This is a genomic window from Alteromonas macleodii (genome assembly GCF_903772925.1).
In the GTDB taxonomy this organism is placed as follows: Bacteria; Pseudomonadota; Gammaproteobacteria; order Enterobacterales; family Alteromonadaceae; genus Alteromonas; species Alteromonas macleodii_A.
The window spans coordinates 281,987-297,731 of the sequence record NZ_LR812090.1 but is presented as its reverse complement, the minus strand read 5'-3'; the positions used below and the strand labels follow the sequence as shown (position 1 = coordinate 297,731).

Annotated in this window: 15 protein-coding genes and 1 tRNA gene; 10 read left to right on the top strand and 6 right to left on the bottom strand. The window is 43.6% G+C overall.

Annotation, left to right across the window (positions count from 1 at the left end):
• Nucleotides 1–21: 21 nt before the first annotated feature.
• The gene (locus PCAR9_RS01300) at nucleotides 22–531 is read right to left on the bottom strand and encodes a hypothetical protein (protein ID WP_179982078.1); all 510 of its coding nucleotides are present in this window, start codon (nucleotides 529–531) and stop codon (nucleotides 22–24) included.
• A gap of 172 nt (nucleotides 532–703) precedes the next feature.
• On the opposite strand from PCAR9_RS01300, the gene PCAR9_RS01295 reads away from it, so the two are divergent.
• Nucleotides 704–997 carry a discoidin domain-containing protein gene (locus PCAR9_RS01295; RefSeq protein ID WP_179982077.1) on the top strand — a complete coding sequence of 98 codons (294 nt, stop codon included), beginning with the start codon at nucleotides 704–706 and terminating at the stop codon, nucleotides 995–997.
• On the opposite strand, the gene PCAR9_RS01290 is transcribed toward PCAR9_RS01295, so the two are convergent.
• Complete coding sequence (locus tag PCAR9_RS01290; RefSeq protein WP_179982076.1) at nucleotides 994–2,178, bottom strand: MFS transporter; 1,185 nt, start codon at nucleotides 2,176–2,178, stop codon at nucleotides 994–996. The two genes, PCAR9_RS01295 and PCAR9_RS01290, sit on opposite strands and share 4 nt — an antisense overlap.
• A 104-nt stretch (nucleotides 2,179–2,282) precedes the next feature.
• Here PCAR9_RS01290 and PCAR9_RS01285 point away from each other — a divergent pair, with 104 nt between their 5' ends.
• The 3 genes from PCAR9_RS01285 to PCAR9_RS01275 all read left to right on the top strand — a co-directional run bounded on the left by PCAR9_RS01285 (nucleotide 2,283) and on the right by PCAR9_RS01275 (nucleotide 6,443).
• Nucleotides 2,283–3,176: a LysR family transcriptional regulator gene (locus PCAR9_RS01285; protein ID WP_179982075.1), complete on the top strand. Its 894-nt coding sequence runs from the start codon at nucleotides 2,283–2,285 to the stop codon at nucleotides 3,174–3,176.
• A 104-nt stretch (nucleotides 3,177–3,280) separates the two neighbouring features.
• Nucleotides 3,281–4,435 (top strand): MFS transporter, encoded by a 1,155-nt coding sequence (locus PCAR9_RS01280; RefSeq protein ID WP_232091087.1) that lies wholly within the window; start codon nucleotides 3,281–3,283, stop codon nucleotides 4,433–4,435.
• A gap of 214 nt (nucleotides 4,436–4,649) precedes the next feature.
• Nucleotides 4,650–6,443, top strand: coding sequence for a polysaccharide lyase family 7 protein (locus PCAR9_RS01275; protein ID WP_232091086.1), 1,794 nt, complete (start codon nucleotides 4,650–4,652; stop codon nucleotides 6,441–6,443).
• Nucleotides 6,444–6,685: 242 nt separating this feature from the next.
• Here PCAR9_RS01275 and PCAR9_RS01270 read toward each other — a convergent pair whose 3' ends face one another.
• The 4 genes from PCAR9_RS01270 to mutY all read right to left on the bottom strand — a co-directional run bounded on the left by PCAR9_RS01270 (nucleotide 6,686) and on the right by mutY (nucleotide 8,644).
• The gene (locus PCAR9_RS01270; protein ID WP_179982074.1) at nucleotides 6,686–6,865 is read right to left on the bottom strand and encodes a DUF2986 domain-containing protein; all 180 of its coding nucleotides are present in this window, start codon (nucleotides 6,863–6,865) and stop codon (nucleotides 6,686–6,688) included.
• Nucleotides 6,866–7,018: 153 nt separating this feature from the next.
• Nucleotides 7,019–7,094, bottom strand: a tRNA-Phe gene (locus tag PCAR9_RS01265).
• Nucleotides 7,095–7,245: 151 nt separating this feature from the next.
• A complete protein-coding gene (locus PCAR9_RS01260) occupies nucleotides 7,246–7,518 on the bottom strand; it encodes an oxidative damage protection protein (RefSeq protein ID WP_025256893.1) in 273 nt (90 codons plus the stop codon).
• Between the two features lie 58 nt (nucleotides 7,519–7,576).
• Nucleotides 7,577–8,644 carry an A/G-specific adenine glycosylase gene (gene mutY, locus PCAR9_RS01255; protein WP_179982073.1) on the bottom strand — a complete coding sequence of 356 codons (1,068 nt, stop codon included), beginning with the start codon at nucleotides 8,642–8,644 and terminating at the stop codon, nucleotides 7,577–7,579.
• Nucleotides 8,645–8,776: 132 nt separating this feature from the next.
• Here mutY and PCAR9_RS01250 point away from each other — a divergent pair, with 132 nt between their 5' ends.
• The 6 genes from PCAR9_RS01250 (at nucleotide 8,777) to arcA (ending at nucleotide 15,673) form a co-directional block, all read left to right on the top strand.
• The gene (locus PCAR9_RS01250; protein ID WP_179982072.1) at nucleotides 8,777–9,481 is read left to right on the top strand and encodes an alpha/beta fold hydrolase; all 705 of its coding nucleotides are present in this window, start codon (nucleotides 8,777–8,779) and stop codon (nucleotides 9,479–9,481) included.
• 91 nt (nucleotides 9,482–9,572) lie between these two features.
• On the top strand, nucleotides 9,573–10,292 hold the full coding sequence (gene trmB / locus PCAR9_RS01245; RefSeq protein WP_179982071.1) for a tRNA (guanosine(46)-N7)-methyltransferase TrmB: 720 nt from the start codon (nucleotides 9,573–9,575) through the stop codon (nucleotides 10,290–10,292).
• Nucleotides 10,292–11,374 (top strand): methyltransferase, encoded by a 1,083-nt coding sequence (locus tag PCAR9_RS01240; RefSeq protein ID WP_179982070.1) that lies wholly within the window; start codon nucleotides 10,292–10,294, stop codon nucleotides 11,372–11,374. The genes trmB and PCAR9_RS01240 overlap by 1 nt, the downstream gene beginning before the upstream one ends.
• 146 nt (nucleotides 11,375–11,520) lie before the next feature.
• Complete coding sequence (gene glgA, locus PCAR9_RS01235) at nucleotides 11,521–12,945, top strand: glycogen synthase GlgA (RefSeq protein ID WP_179982069.1); 1,425 nt, start codon at nucleotides 11,521–11,523, stop codon at nucleotides 12,943–12,945.
• Between the two features lie 219 nt (nucleotides 12,946–13,164).
• Complete coding sequence (locus PCAR9_RS01230) at nucleotides 13,165–14,805, top strand: ATP-binding protein (protein ID WP_179982068.1); 1,641 nt, start codon at nucleotides 13,165–13,167, stop codon at nucleotides 14,803–14,805.
• Between the two features lie 160 nt (nucleotides 14,806–14,965).
• The gene (arcA, locus tag PCAR9_RS01225) at nucleotides 14,966–15,673 is read left to right on the top strand and encodes a two-component system response regulator ArcA (protein WP_014996957.1); all 708 of its coding nucleotides are present in this window, start codon (nucleotides 14,966–14,968) and stop codon (nucleotides 15,671–15,673) included.
• Nucleotides 15,674–15,745 lie beyond the last annotated feature (72 nt).

The following is a 15,745-nucleotide window of genomic DNA, read 5'->3' as shown; positions in this document are numbered from 1 at the left end:
TATTTATATGAGGCTGGTCAATTATGGATCCAGACTATCAGCATCAGGCAAAGGTGTGTATTTGTATCCAGTCAATACCCAAACTCCATTCACATAAGTATAAGTCCACTCCCTGCTTCCATCAGCTTTAGTCTGCTTGACTGTTTGCTTATCACCTTCTTTCGGTGCTGGGTCAGGATTTGGGACACTGTTAAGAGTTTCAAGAGAACTTTCAGCTCCTTTATTAGACTCTCCTGCACCCATACAGAAATGTTTCTTACTTATCAAAGTATAAGGTTCGTCAAGGTCAAAAGTGTTAGTGCTAATTGCTTCATACATTGCATCAATCAGCCCAGAACTAAGAGTAGGGGTGCCTTTTTCTTCTACAACTTCAGTACTACAAACCGTTTTTGCTAAAGTGGAACCAGGAAATGCAATAAATGAAACAACGAAGAGTGATACATAAGTACCTAATTTGACGACTTTTGGCGGCTTCGAACGTGCTCGATGGCATTTATTCAATGATAGAAAATTATGAATATACTTTGGCATTATAATTAAAACTCCCTCTTAATCTAAATTGTGAAAGTCCACAACTAAAGCCTAGTCGTAGCCCATGCAAAACGCAAAACGCATTAAATCAAACCTCAACGATTAAGTGCATGAAATTACTTAGATTAAAAATCAACAAGTGCACCACTCGCTAAGTTAAGTACCCTTTCGTATGCCCTTAAGCGGAAACTCTGTTTCAATTAATACCGCGTTTGACGATGGTAGCGGTCATGGTAGTTATCCTGCGACCAATGTTATTGACGGTAATACCGACTTTTCATCACGTTGGGCAGGTAGCGGCTCGCCGGTGAATTTAACGGTTCAGCTTAACGAAACCACTAAGGTATCAGAAGTTGGCATAGCCTGGGGTCGAGGCGATACGCAGGCATACACGTTTGAAATATACGCACGCCCAAGAACTAGCGGCTCTTGGACGAAAGTCTTTGATGATGTGAGCAGGTTTTAGTCGCTATTTGTATCTAACTTGCTAAGAAGTGTTGAAAATAGTGTTGATGAGAAAGCGCCAATAGATATGCACACTGCCACTGCTGAGAAAATAAAAAACACCAGGTTTAGGTTTACAGGGAGAAAGTCGATAATCGACGTGAAAAATTGTCCAGCGAAGACTGCCATCGCAAAGAACGAGAGATTCTTACCTCTATTTTCCTCTTGGCTTATTTCTACAGTCGCATGATTGAGTAGTGGTATTGATAGGCCAAAGCCTGTACCCGCGAACGTCGCAGCTAGCATTATTGCCTGTATTTCACTAAAACTCCCGAAAACGAACAACGCTGCGCCAAAGCAAAGAAATGAAAGCGAAAGTGTTCTTTTCTCTTTTATCGCTTTAACAAACCTAGGCAATAACGAAGCTGCAACCACAGCAACCAGTGATATATACGACAATATGTAACCGATATGCGCTTCCGAGTAGTCAAGCGCTTCAAGGTGTTGAGGTAAAGAGACAACCATACTGAAAAATAGCGCCATCGCGCATACAGCAAAGCTAAGAATGGATTTGATACCAGAAAAACTGGACACAACGTCTTTCGCTTTATGATCACTAGTGCGATTTCTCGACGTTAATATTTTTTGATTACTCGGTATGGAAAAAACAACTAGTAGTGCGCATACTGCTGCAATGCCGTACAGTAAAAACGCCGCCTTCCAATGAGCCTGCGCTAGTATCCCTCCAATAAAAAGAAAGATTACGCCACCGAGCTCGATAGCCATTCCTTGCTTGGCAATCATTTTTAAGCGCGCTTCCCCTGTGTACCATTGAGATATCAGCGCCGTTCCTGCAGCCATAACACCGGCAGCAAACCCGCCTAATACTATGCGATTTGCAGCAATAAGAATTTCACTGCTAAGCAACACAACAGATAGGCCTAGCACGCAGTAGCTCCATAAGCTTAATAACAGCGTTTTTCTTGCCCCGTGTTTATCTATCCATCGCCCAAAAAGCGGAGCGAAAATGATAGCTCCAAGTGCAGGCAGCGTGATGAGTAACGATGGGTATTGAGTAAATTGTAGCCCTTTTGCGATAGCAATCAGCCCCGGTGCAACAGCTGCCCCAACCATAATTGTAAGGGTGGCGCATAAGAGCAATGTAAACTCACCGGTGCGCGAAAGGTTATTAGAGGTATTCATAAAGTGCTCTCTTGCTAGTTAAACTGTTCAGCAATGCTAACGCCTTGCTAGCAATCCTTTAAATGATATTATTCAACCTCACTAATCTCTAAATGGCATAAATCATGAACTTCAAGCACCTGAAAACCTTTATTGAAGTCGCACAATGCAAGAGTTTTTCAACCGCGGCTGCTCGGCTACACACAGTGCAAAGTGCAATAAGCCGCCACATTAACGCGCTAGAAGAAGATTTAGAGGTTACTTTGCTGTTACGCAATACACGCACCGTGGAGCTAACTGAGGCGGGGGAAAATTTCCTGCTACATGCGCAAGCTATTGTTAAACACTGTCGTGACGCAAAAGAAGATGCGAAATTAATACAAAGCGGCCACAAAGGTCTATTGAGAATTGGTTACCTTAGTTCTGCATGCGCTCACTTTTTGCCAGACATGTTGCGGCAGTTTTCAAAGCAACATGAAAATGTAAAAGTAAAAATTATTGAAATGACTGTCGCCGAACAACTTCAGGCCCTTAGCGAAAACGCCATTGATATTGGCTTTTCCCGTCCCATTCCTGATGCTTACAAACCACTACTCGAAGAAAAGCGGGTGGCTTACGATCCAATACAAGTTGTAGTTTCAGATAAACACGAACTACACACATTAAGTGAAATTTCACCAGATATGGCTGGAAAGTATCCGCTAATATTGTTTTCCCGAGCCCACGCTACCAATCAGTTCGATAACATTATGGCTTTGTTTCACGAAAGAAATTTAAGTGTAAATGTAGTAAGTGAACCTCATTCCATGCAGGCTTTGTTAACAGAAGTGGCCAGTAGCAATTGTGTTGCACTCGCTCCTAGCTGTATACAAAACTTACAAACAAATGGCTGCAAATTTATTCCTTTAAATCCGGGCATGAATGTAGAACTCTGTATGCATTGGTCTACCCAAGCATCGGCTACTACCAACGCTTGGTTAACTTGGTACAAAGAGAACGAAGATATATTTAGGCTATAACCATATCTATGCATTTATAAGATAAGTCATCCACAATAATATCATTTCTAGTATAAATTGAAGGCACGTACAATTTTTCTATCAATAGGATACGGGAGATTGTCTTGCAGCCCTCTTTTTCAGAACTCACAAAAAAACAGCTTTTTCTTTTAGCATGCGCTGTTGCCGCTACTGCAGCAAACCTTTACTACACACAGCCTATACTGCCTCTAATAGGCGAAAGCCTAGGAGTTAAAGAAAGCGCACTTGGCACCATTCCCGCTCTTGCGCAAATAGGATATGCCATAGCGATCATTTTCATATCACCTTTAGGCGATGTCTTAGCAAGGCGAAAAATCATTGGGGTGCTCTCGGTATTGCTTATTATTGGAGCGAGCGCCGCATCTGTTTCAAGTCATGTCATGATGCTTGGTGTAGCGTGCGTGTTAATTGGCTTAAGTGCCAATATTACTCAGCAGATTATTCCCTTAGTGGCGTCGATGATGAGTGGTGATAAAAAAGGGCCTGCCATTGCTACCGTTATGACGGGGCTTACCGTAGGCATTTTGCTCTCTCGTACCATTAGCGGCACTATAGCGACTCACTTCGGGTGGCGCGCGGTTTTCGTAATGTCTGCGCTTCTGGCTGGATTAGTTGGCCTAATGCTGTATCTCATTTTGCCCAATCAAAAGCCTAACCTTTCTATGTCGTATACGTCGCTACTAAAAAGCTTGCTACAACTTTTTAAGAAATATAAGACACTTCGAAAGGCTACCTATACTGGCATGATTTGGTTTGCTGCTTTTAACGCATTATGGGCTACATTAGCACTACACGTAAGCGAAGGTCCCTTCTATTTTAATGCCCAACAAGCAGGTATGTTCGGCATAGTCGCTTTAGCCGGTGTCGCAGGTGCCAAATTAGCGGGTAGATGGGTAAATAAATTGGGTGCAGCACAAAGCGTTTCCTATTCAGTGTTAGTTATCATCGCAGGGTTTGCCCTTTCAGTTTTTACCCAGAACATGCTTTGGAGGCTGGTCGCCAGTATCGTACTTATCGATTTTGGGGTGTTTAGCGCCCAAGTTGCCAATCAAGTCAGAGTGTTTTCCATAGATGCACAAGCACAAAGTCGTGTGAACAGTATATATATGCTGGGCTATTACATTGGCGGCGCTGTAGGCTCATCTGCCGGTGTGAAGCTTTATTCTCAATTTGGGTGGAACGGTGTTTCAACGATTGCGTGTGGTGTTTTGCTCATAAGCCTTACTATTAATCGATAGAACTAGACTTCAATTGGTAATACCAATAAATTTTAATAGAAATATGACAAGATAAAAATAATCAACATTTTCATTTATTTATACGTGATAATAAAAATAAATATCATTGTTGTTTTGATCTATTCCAAATATGCACTTACATTATGTTAACCAATTTTATACAAATTGGTATTAAATTGGTTATACCTTTTGATAATTAAGTAAGGATTTTATAATGAAAGTTGCCTTTACCCTACCGTGTGCATTTTTAGCTATAGCCGCTACTAATGCACACGCAGCAACCTTTGTAATGGAAAAAAATAACACTGCGTTTTCTATAGATGGAAACGGTGGAGCGGTTGTTGGACAACAACCCTATTTATGGAACACGAATCTCAACAATGTTAACCAGCAGTGGGTGCAGATTAGTCATGGAGATGGCTATTACTCATATAAAAAACAAGATACAAACCTTTGTTGGGACGGTGGTAGCGGTGGCTCTAATGGCCAAGCTATAACTTTAGAACCTTGTGATGCATCGAATTACGATCAGCATTGGGAAAAAATAAAGGTGATCAGCGGTACAGAAATTTATCGCTTCCAGAAGCGCAACGCCTCTGGCTATTCGATAGACGGCGGGAACGGCGCAGCACGTCAGCAGCCGTTGTATCTATGGTCTTCTAGTAATAACAATGTAAACCAACAATGGGAACTAACTCGAACAGACGCAGATTCACCATCTACGGACAATGCTGGAAGCTCTGTTTCAATTAATACCGCGTTTGACGATGGTAGCGGCCATGGTAGTTATCCTGCGACCAATGTTATTGACGGTAATACCGACTTTTCATCACGTTGGGCAGGTAGCGGCTCGCCGGTGAATTTAACGGTTCAGCTTAACGAAACCACTACGGTATCAGAAGTTGGCATAGCCTGGGGTCGAGGCGATACGCAGGCATACACGTTTGAAATATACGCACGCCCAGGCACAAGCGGCTCGTGGACTAAAGTATTTGATGACGTGAGCAGTGGAAATACTTCTAATATTGAAGTGTTTGATATCGATGATATTGCCGCTCAACAAATTCGCATTAAAACTTTTTCTAACACTGCAAATTCAACTTGGACGAATATCACAGAAGTTGAAGTCTATGAAGGTGGCACTGTTACGCCGCCAACTTCGAATCCGTCATTAGATCCAAGTGCGCCACCGTCAACTAATTTCGATTTGTCTCGTTGGTATCTAAGCATTCAAACCGACGATGATGGCAATGGAAAGGCAGATTCAATTAAAGAAGACGAACTTAACGCAGGTTTTGAAGACAGTCGCTTCTTTTATACGGCTAACGACGGTGGAATGACGTTTAGAAGCGAAATAGATGGTTATAAAACATCAACTAACACTAGCTATACTCGTTCTGAGCTTCGGGAAATGCTGCGGGCAGGTGACACATCTATAGATACGCAAGGCGTTAATAAAAACAATTGGGTATTTAGTTCTGCTCCCTCTTCTGCACAAAATGCGGCTGGCGGCGTTGATGGTAATATGAAAGCTACTGTTGCTGTTAATCACGTCACCACGACGGGCGATAGCGGGCAAGTAGGTCGTGTAATCATAGGGCAGATACATGCAGATTCAGATGAGCCTGTGCGCCTTTACTACAGAAAACTACCTGGGCATGACAAAGGCTCGATTTACTTTGCCCATGAGCCTGGTAATGGCAATGCCGAGCAATGGTATGAAATGATTGGTTCGCTCTCTAGCTCAGCAAGCGAACCTAGCGACGGCATTGCACTAAATGAAGTGTTCAGCTACGAAATTGACGTAACGGGCAACACCCTTACTGTTAAAATATTACGCGAGGGTAAACCTACGCTAACTGAAGAAGTGGATATGAGTAATAGCGGCTACGATGTTGCAGATGACTACATGTACTTTAAAGCAGGCGTTTACAATCAAAACAATACGGGCGATGGGGATGATTATGTTCAAGCGACCTTCTATGCGCTTGATGTAACGCATGACTAAATAGCCTACAAAACATAGCCAGCTTAACTACAAGCTGGCTATTTTCTTTCTCTCTGTTCTTGCAATTCCAAAAAGCGCAAGGCTCGATAGTGCGCTACTTCGTGTTACCTGGGTAGCACTCCAAAATGGATAAAGGTGTGTCGCCATGACATACGTATTCGAAATTATTTACCCCAGCTGGACAGAAAAAACGATCCCATTGTTTTAGCTGAGTGAATTCATCACCATATTTGACCGCAATATTATCTGTCGACTGGTTTAGTACTTTTTTCGGTCCCAGACAATTCATCGTGCTCTTGTTCTGCAAGCTTTGCCCGTTCAGCTTTAGAGATGTACGCTGGCTTATTGCTTTTATGAAGTTTAGCCTTAGCTTTCTTATCTTTTTTCTTAAGCTTAGTGAAGATTTTCTTACGACGGTTCATGCTCTGTTCTTTAACTTTTTGCACTCAATGCTCGCATTATACGATGCACACCGCTAAAGCCGCCATATGTGTTTTCGCGAGCACAAATTTCAAAATAGAGGAAAGTGGTTTGGGATCAAAAAAGCCCTCGCATTTCTGCAAGGGCTTAAATGATGGTGCCTCGACCCGGGATCGAACCAGGGACACGCGGATTTTCAATCCGCTGCTCTACCAACTGAGCTATCGAGGCTGAAACTTGTTAGCGTTCTAGGCGTTTACTGCCTGTCCTGCTGTGGGTGCGTATTAAACGGTTTTCGCCTTCACAAGTCAACCGTTTTTCTCGCTTTTTTTGCGCTTTTATTACTGTTTGCACATTGTTTGCTCAAAAAACGCTTTTTTGCTTATTTTTCAGGCGGAACATAGCCTTCAATCGTAGGCTCTACATCGTCAAACAAGTATGCCGACATTTTTTCTTCCAAAAATGAACGGGCATTCGGCTCCATCATATTTAACTTATGTTCGTTAATTAGCATGGTTTGTTTCTTTTGCCATTCGGCCCATGCTTCTTTAGAAATGTTGTCGAAAATACGCTTACCCAGTTCACCCGGATAAAGTTGGAAATCTAAGCCGTCTGCTTCTTTTTGAAGCTTGCGACAAAATACCGTTCTTGCCATGTTATTTCCTTTCGTTCGCTATCTGCTTAGCAATTAATACAAGGCTACCTTTACAAGCCTAACGCATTAACTGCTGAATTATCTTGGTTGTGGGTGCCGCTAAACCAACTTCAATAGGCTCGTTCAACGAAAACCACCGATATGCCGTTTCAGCTACGCGCTTTGTTGGAGCAGAGTTTACCACGGCCACTACTGGGGTGATATCTAAATGAAAATGACTAAAGGTATGGCGGAAGCCTTCAAGCTCTCGGGTCTCTTCAACAGTGATCCCCCGCTTGTTAAGCTGCTCAATACCCTCTTTTATTGAAGACACCTCGATAAAACCATACAAGCCGCCCCAGAGGCCTGTAGAGGGACGCTGTTCTAAATACACTTGGCTATTGAACTGTGCCACCATCATAAAAGTGGATTTTTCCGGTAGCGTTTTTTTCGGTTTTTTGCCCGGGTAGTCGGTTTGCGCACCTTGTGCATAGGCAATACAGTCGGCTTGAAGCGGGCACTCGTCACACTTTGGTTTGCTTCGCGTACAGATCATTGCGCCCAAGTCCATCATCACCTGAGTATACTTGGCACAACGTCCACCTTCTGGGTTGGTAGGCGTGTTTTTCTCTGCCACCTCCCAAAGTTGGTTTTCCACTTTTTTCTGCCCCGGCCACCCGCCTATTGCGTAGTAACGCGCCAGCACACGCTTCACGTTGCCATCTAAAATAGGAAAGCGCATATTGCGAGACAGCGACAGTATTGCCCCTGCCGTTGAGCGACCTATGCCGGGTAAATCCATGACTTCTTCAAGGCTGTAGGGAAATTCTCCGTCATACTTATCCACCAGCGTAATTGCCGCTTTGTGCAAGTTTCTTGCTCTTGCGTAGTAGCCTAGCCCCGTCCAATGATGAAGCACATCGTCTTGAGATGCTTTCGCCAACTCATGTACAGAGTGGAATGACGCCATAAAACGTTCAAAGTAAGGAATTACCGTAGTAACTTGTGTTTGCTGGAGCATAATTTCCGACACCCATACCTTATAAGGCGTTACTTCTTGCTGCCAAGGTAAATGTTTTCGCCCATACTTGCCAAACCATGCAAGCACTCGCTCCGCAAAGCTTCCTGTATATTTTTGTTCTGTCATAATCATCTATATGGATATAGCTACTGCTTATTCTTTTACTAATAAAGCTTAATGCTTTCTGTCTAGCGACCATTCATTAACTAGCGCGCTATGGTAGCATGTAACTAGCTAGTTTAATGTTAAGGAGCACACGTGTCTGTGCAGCACCCTGTTTTGTTTTTTCCCGGTACACTCTGCGACGAGCGCGTATTTCTACCACTATGGCGCTCATTGAATATTTCACAGCACAGATATGTGCCGCTTCAATGGGCAGCGTCACAAGAAGAAATGCTGGCATTAAGCGAAGACCGTATCCTCGATGACGAAAAAGTGCACCTTGTAGGTTACTCCATGGGCGGGTTTATTGCGGCACTAGTCGCACAGCGCAATCCTGCCAATGTAGCCTCTGTTACTCTGATAGGCTACAACCCAGAAGGTTTGTCAAAAGAAGAAATTGCCAAGCGTAAGCAGCTGACTACCATGCTTAAGCAAGGAAACTTTAAACCCGACAATGATGCCTACCTTTCACGGTTTATTCACCCTTCACGTTTGAACGATGAAGATGTGGCTGGCGTTGTAAAATCAATGGCACAAGATTTAGGCAAAACAACATTGCTAAATCACACGCTAGCCACCACGCCACGAGAAAGTACCGTTAAAGCACTCGCAAAGATCAATGCTCCAGTGACGTTTATCACTGCACAGCAGGATGCAATTGCTCCAGCAGAAGCAATAAAGCAACTTAAAAGTGGGTTACCCAAAGCTGCTTTCCACACTGTTAGTGATGCGGGGCATATGTTGGTACTTGAGCAGCCTAACGCCGTAGCGTCTATTATTGCTAAACAAATTAGCGTATAAAATTACAGCATTTTTACCACTATAGCGTTGCATAAGCCGTGGGTAAGTGGATAATGCGCCACCAGAAAATTGGGTTAGAAAGGCATTGCAAATGAGGCAATTCAAAAGTCAGGCGGAAGCAGAAGCCGCTGGAGTATACGTAAGTAAAGTAAAGAGCTTCGTTAAACGCGAAGGCAGACTTACCAAAGCACAAGAAAAAGCACTAGCAGATTACTGGCCAACCAAAGGCATAGACTATGTGGACGCGCCCTTATCGTTGCCAGAATTGTTTGGCCGAGACGCAGATGTGGTTGTGGAAATCGGCTTTGGCATGGGTAAGTCATTAGTTGAGATGGCCGCAAACGCGCCAGAGAAAAATTTTATTGGAATTGAAGTACATCGCCCCGGAGTTGGCGCATGCTTAGCCGATGCTAGTGAGCAAGGTGTCGAAAATTTGCGTGTAATGGAGCACGACGCCGTCGAAGTGCTTAAGAATATGATTCCAGATGACTCATTGTCGCGCCTGCAATTGTTTTTCCCAGACCCGTGGCACAAAAAGCGTCACCATAAGCGCCGTATTGTTCAGCCCGAATTTGTTGAGTTAGTTCGCACCAAGTTAGCTATTGGCGGCTGCTTTCATATGGCGACCGACTGGGAACAATACGCTGAGCATATGTTAGAGGTCATGACCAACGCCGACGGTTACACCAACACTGCAACTGACGGTCACTATGTGCCTCGACCGGACTACCGCCCAATCACTAAGTTTGAAACTCGCGGCCAAAAGCTAGGTCATGGCGTGTGGGATCTAATTTTCGAGCGTACTAAGTAATGATTTTATCTCCTCAAAGCCAGCTGTTAGAACGTAATATCGCGCTTTTCGATGAAGGCCAGTGGGCATTTATTAACCCTACTGACGCGTACTTCCTAGACGCTCTCAAATCGCATAACGTAACGGTTCTTCACCAGTATTTCGATATTTTTTCCGAGTGCGTGCGCGTCATACCTTCTGTTTCGTTTGATAGCAGAGACATTACGCGCACAGGCTTTGAGGTGACGCAAAAGGTTGGCAATCATACCCATATTTTTGCGCCTTTCTTGGCTTTAGAAAAATCTCACACTGACGTGATGATTTTCTTACCTAAAGCAAAAACCCATTTTCAAATGTTACTGCGAATGGCCGCAAGTATGGTTGGCCAACATGGCAGAATACATGTGGTTGGTGAAAACAAAGGCGGTATTAAAAGTGCCGCTAAGTTAATGCAACAATATGGCCCTACGCAAAAAGTTGATTCGGCGCGCCACTGCAGCCTGATTACCGTTTTAGTTGAAGAGCCTCACCTTGCTTTTGAGTCCAATGCTTGGCTTGATATGAATACCTACCACGTTGAAGGTACAGCTTGGGATGTGGCCTCTATGCCTGGCGTTTTCAGTTATAAAGAACTGGATGCGGGAACAGAGCTTCTGCTTGAAAAGCTTTCGACGTCACTAAGCGGTGAAGTACTAGATTTCGCGTGTGGTGCTGGCGTTGTTGGTAGCTACATTATGCTTAAATACCCGCATTTAAAGCTGCATCTTACCGATGTGAGCGCGCTTGCGGTATATTGTAGTGCTTTGACCCTGGCTGAAAACGGATTGTCAGCAACCTTATATGCTGCGGATGGTTTGCATGGGCTTTCCCATAAAGTTCAGCATATTGTCACAAACCCACCGTTTCACACTGGCATTAAAACCGACTACACCATTACGAAGCGATTTATCTCAGATGCAAAGGCAACCTTAAGCCGTGGTGGCACTATGCAAATGGTGGCGAACCGATTCTTACCCTACCCTGGTTTGCTCGCCGAGCACTTCCAAACGGTTTATACCACGGCACAAACTTCTCAATTTTCTGTTTATCAGGCAGCTTTATAATTAAAAAAGCCATTGGCTTATGCTAACTTAGCTTTTCTACCTGTTGCTTATGCCATTGTGGATACTTCACAGTGGCACTCAGCGCTTTTCGTACACTTAACTTAAGCATTACGAGTGCACTACATGTACGCTCTGGGAGATTAACTGTGAATATTGTATTTGCTATTTCAGAAGTTGAAGAGTTGGTCAAAACTGGCGGACTTGCTGACGTTGGCAAAGCGCTCCCTCTCGCACTACATGGTATGGGCGAAAGCATCACGATAATAATGCCTTATTACCAAGTACTGGCAGAGCAATTGAACCTGCCCACGGTAGCCGAGCAACAAACCCTGTTCACTGAAGGGCAAGTATACCACTTCGATATTCGCTACATGCAATGGCATGACATTCCAATTTACTTTGTAGACGCGCCTGACTACTTTATGCGTGAAGGGCTATATGCCAATGCCTTTGAAGCATATGAAGATAATGGCGAGCGCTTTAGTTTATTCAGCGGCGCTGTTCTTCAAACGCTTAAAGCGATTGATAAAAAGCCGGATATTATTCACTGCCATGATTGGCACACGGCTATGCTTCCGTTTTTACTTACCCACGACAAATCAGGGTATTTCAATAGCACCAAAACAATATTCACTATTCATAACGCCGCTTTCCAAGGTGTGCACAAACTAGAAACCATCCCGTTCCTTCGACATCACCCAAACATTTTGGCGCAAGTACACGGCGGGTACATCAACATGCTGCAAAGCGGTATTGAGTTTGCCTCGAAAGTGACGACTGTAAGTCCTAACTATGCAAGGGAGCTGCTTACCGACTTAGGTAGTCACGGACTTCACGAACGTCTTGTAAATCGTCAAGCCGATTTAAGCGGTATTCTAAATGGTTGTGATTACACCCAGTGGAACCCCGAAACAGATACGTTTCTGCCTGAGCACTACAGTGTAGATAACCTTCATCCAAAAACCGCCTGTAAGCGGGTTTTGCAGGAAAAGTCAGCACTGCCTGAGAATAGCGACATTCCGCTTATTGGAATGGTATGCCGCCTTACAGAGCAAAAAGGTTTCGGGTATATACTGCCCATTTTAGACGACCTGATTAAGCATAATATCCAAATGGTCATTGTAGGCACTGGCGATCCAAAGGTATGTATGGATCTTGGTGAGTTTGCCCAACAACAGTCTGACAAGTTCGCGTTTATTAACGGGTTTAGTTCAGAGCACGCTCATTTAGTAGAGGCTGGCGCTGACTTTTTCCTTATGCCTTCACAATTTGAACCATGCGGATTAAATCAAATGTACAGCTTGGCTTACGGCACTATCCCTATTGTGCGCTCAGTAGGAGGGCTTAAAGACACGGTCATTGACTATAGCAACGATAGTGAAGGTACAGGTTTTGTGTTTGATGAACCTACGCCGCATGCTTTGTTAGCTTGTATTCGACGTGCTCTGCTGGCTTTCTATGAGGATAAGGGCAAGTTCAGGGCAATGCAGCAACGGGGGATGAGAACTCGCTTTACGTGGGAAACGTCTGCCAAACATTATCAGCAGCTGTATTTATCGGCGACTAATTAGTCGCTATTGTTGTTGAGCTTTTATCGTTTCCCCCCTTATTGGAGCACTGACTTCACTATAAGCAGCGGCGATATAAGCGTAAAAAAAACCGTAGCTAAAATAGGTTATAGTTCTGTAACCTTCTACATTAATTATTGTTTATAAGCGCCTTTCTTTTTGTCTACTTTTGCGCCACTATTAAAAAACGGATGATGTGAACGGACAGTACACAAGGCAGGTATGACGGATAAGGCAGTAAAGCTTTCTATAAAAAGCCTCTTTCTTTGGGTGGTAATGTCTATTATTACCTTCTCAATTGCAGTGTTGTCGGGCCTTGCTGTTTATACCCAAATAAAAACCTATCGCCATGAGCTTGAATCTAACGCAATGATGCTGGCTAAGTTGGTCGCTAGAAGCTCATCTACCTATCTATATGATGAAACCCCTGAACGTATAGAAGTTGCGTTAAGCAACCTTACAGCTGCAGAGCATGTACTCAATGCTCACGTGTACAAAGCCCAAAATGGCACATCGCAGCCAGAAATTTTTGCTTCGTACAATAAAGAGGGGCAGCTTTTATTAGGTGGCAAGGAAAACCAGTTAGCTTCCATGGTTATGAATCCAATACTGGCTGATAACGGGCATTACCTTGAACTGAGTGCAAAAGTGTTCGACCCAGAGACCAACATCCAGTTAGGTTGGGTATATTTAAGGGTTTCCTCAGACAACTTTAACCAACTGGTAGGGAAGTCAATTTGGCTAAATTTAGCAGTAGCTTTAGTGCTATTAGCCATAAGCCTTTACTCTGCACTAAGAATGCAGCGCTTTGTAACTGGTCCGGTGAAAAGTATCGCCAATTTTTTACAACGCACGTCCCGACAGCGTGACTATTCAGCTCGCGCTAAGGGCTCTAGCATTAAAGAGCTCGACATTTTAGCTGATGCGGTGAACGTATTGCTGCTGCGCATGCAAGAATACATGCAAAAACAAAGACAGGCAGAGGAGCAGCACAGAAAACTTAATGCCAGTCTTGAAGATATGGTCAGCCATCGAACAACAGCACTAAAAGACGCGAACCAAGAGCTTATTCAAACATTAGAAAAGCTGCACCAGTTTCAGCGGCAAATCGTGCAGAATGAAAAAATGGCGTCCCTCGGTGATATGGTTGCCGGTGTCGCACATGAAGTTAATACACCAATAGGTTTAGGCGTAACTGCATCAACCATGATGTTAGACAGGTTGGCTGTTATTCAAAAAGACTTTGAGAATAAAACGCTAAAAGCCAGCGCAATGAAGCGCTTCTTGGAAGAAAGTAACGAAAACCTCAATATTATTTACCGTAATTTGAACAGAGCTGCAGAGCTTATCAGTAGTTTTAAGCAGGTTGCCGTAGATCAAACCTCAGAATCTAGTAGAAGTTTTTGCGTTGTACAGCTAGTTAATGAGATACTGTTGTCATTGCAGCCTCGACTCAAAAAATTAAAACACAACATCAACGTAAATTGCGACCCTACCCTTAGCGTTGAAACGAAGGCTGGCCCAATAAATCAAATTTTGATTAATTTAATAATGAATTCGGTTATCCATGGGTTTGAATCTATGGATAAAGGCACCATTGATATTAGTGCCGAGTTGGTTAGCAGTGATAAGCTCAAGCTTGTTTATACCGATAACGGAAAAGGCATTTCTCCGGAAATCCGCAAGCGGATTTTTGACCCCTTTGTTACTACTAAACGTGGGCAAGGCGGTTCAGGATTGGGAATGCACTTAGTATACAACTTAGTTACGCAGGCCCTTAATGGTTCAATATCGATTACCAGCGAGGAGGGCAACGGGGTAGAATTTGTCATTATCTTCCCTGTTGTTAATGCGAAAACATGAGAATAGTTGTATAAAGTATGAACTTTTCTTGATTTTTATTGGCTAATCCCAATACCTTAACAGTAAGAATATTCACAAGTTACTTGCAATCAAGTATATGAATATTAAAATTTAACCAGTTAGTTGCTTAAATCGTATTTTAGAAAGAGTGTAAAACACCATGCAGACGCCAAATGTGTTAATTGTTGAAGATGAGGTGGTAACCCGTACCACGCTTAAGAGTTTATTTGAAGCGGAAGGGTATAATGTATTTGAAGCCGAGAATGGTGATCAAATGCATGATTTCTTCGAGAATCACGCTATCAATTTGGTTATCATGGATATCAACCTACCAGGCAAAAACGGCCTGATTTTAGCGCGTGAAGTACGTGATCGTAAAAACGTTGGCCTTATCTTCCTAACAGGCCGTGACAACGACGTTGACCGCATTCTAGGTCTTGAAATTGGCGCAGACGACTATCTGACTAAGCCATTCAACCCTCGTGAATTAACTATCCGCGCGCGCAACTTACTGTCTCGTACAACAAACTCTTCAGAAGATGACGATTTACCAAGCCGTGTAAGCTTTAACGGTTGGACTCTTGACGGTGACAGCCGTTCATTGATTTCTCCTAACGGTAAAGAATTCCGTCTACCTCGTAGTGAATTCCGTGCGCTTCACCTTTTCCTAAGCAACCCAGGTAAGATCCTTACCCGTGAACAGCTAATTATGGAAATGACAGGTCGCGAGCTTCGTCCAAATGACCGTACGGTTGACGTTACTATTCGTCGTATTCGTAAGCACTTCGAGTCAGATCCAACAGATGAAGAATTGATTGTAACTATCCACGGTGAAGGTTACCGTTTCTGCGGTCAGGTTGACGGCTAAACCGCTGCCTGAACGAATATTGAGTTAATAAAAAAGCCGCTACCATGTAGCGGCTTTTTTGTGCGTAATGGT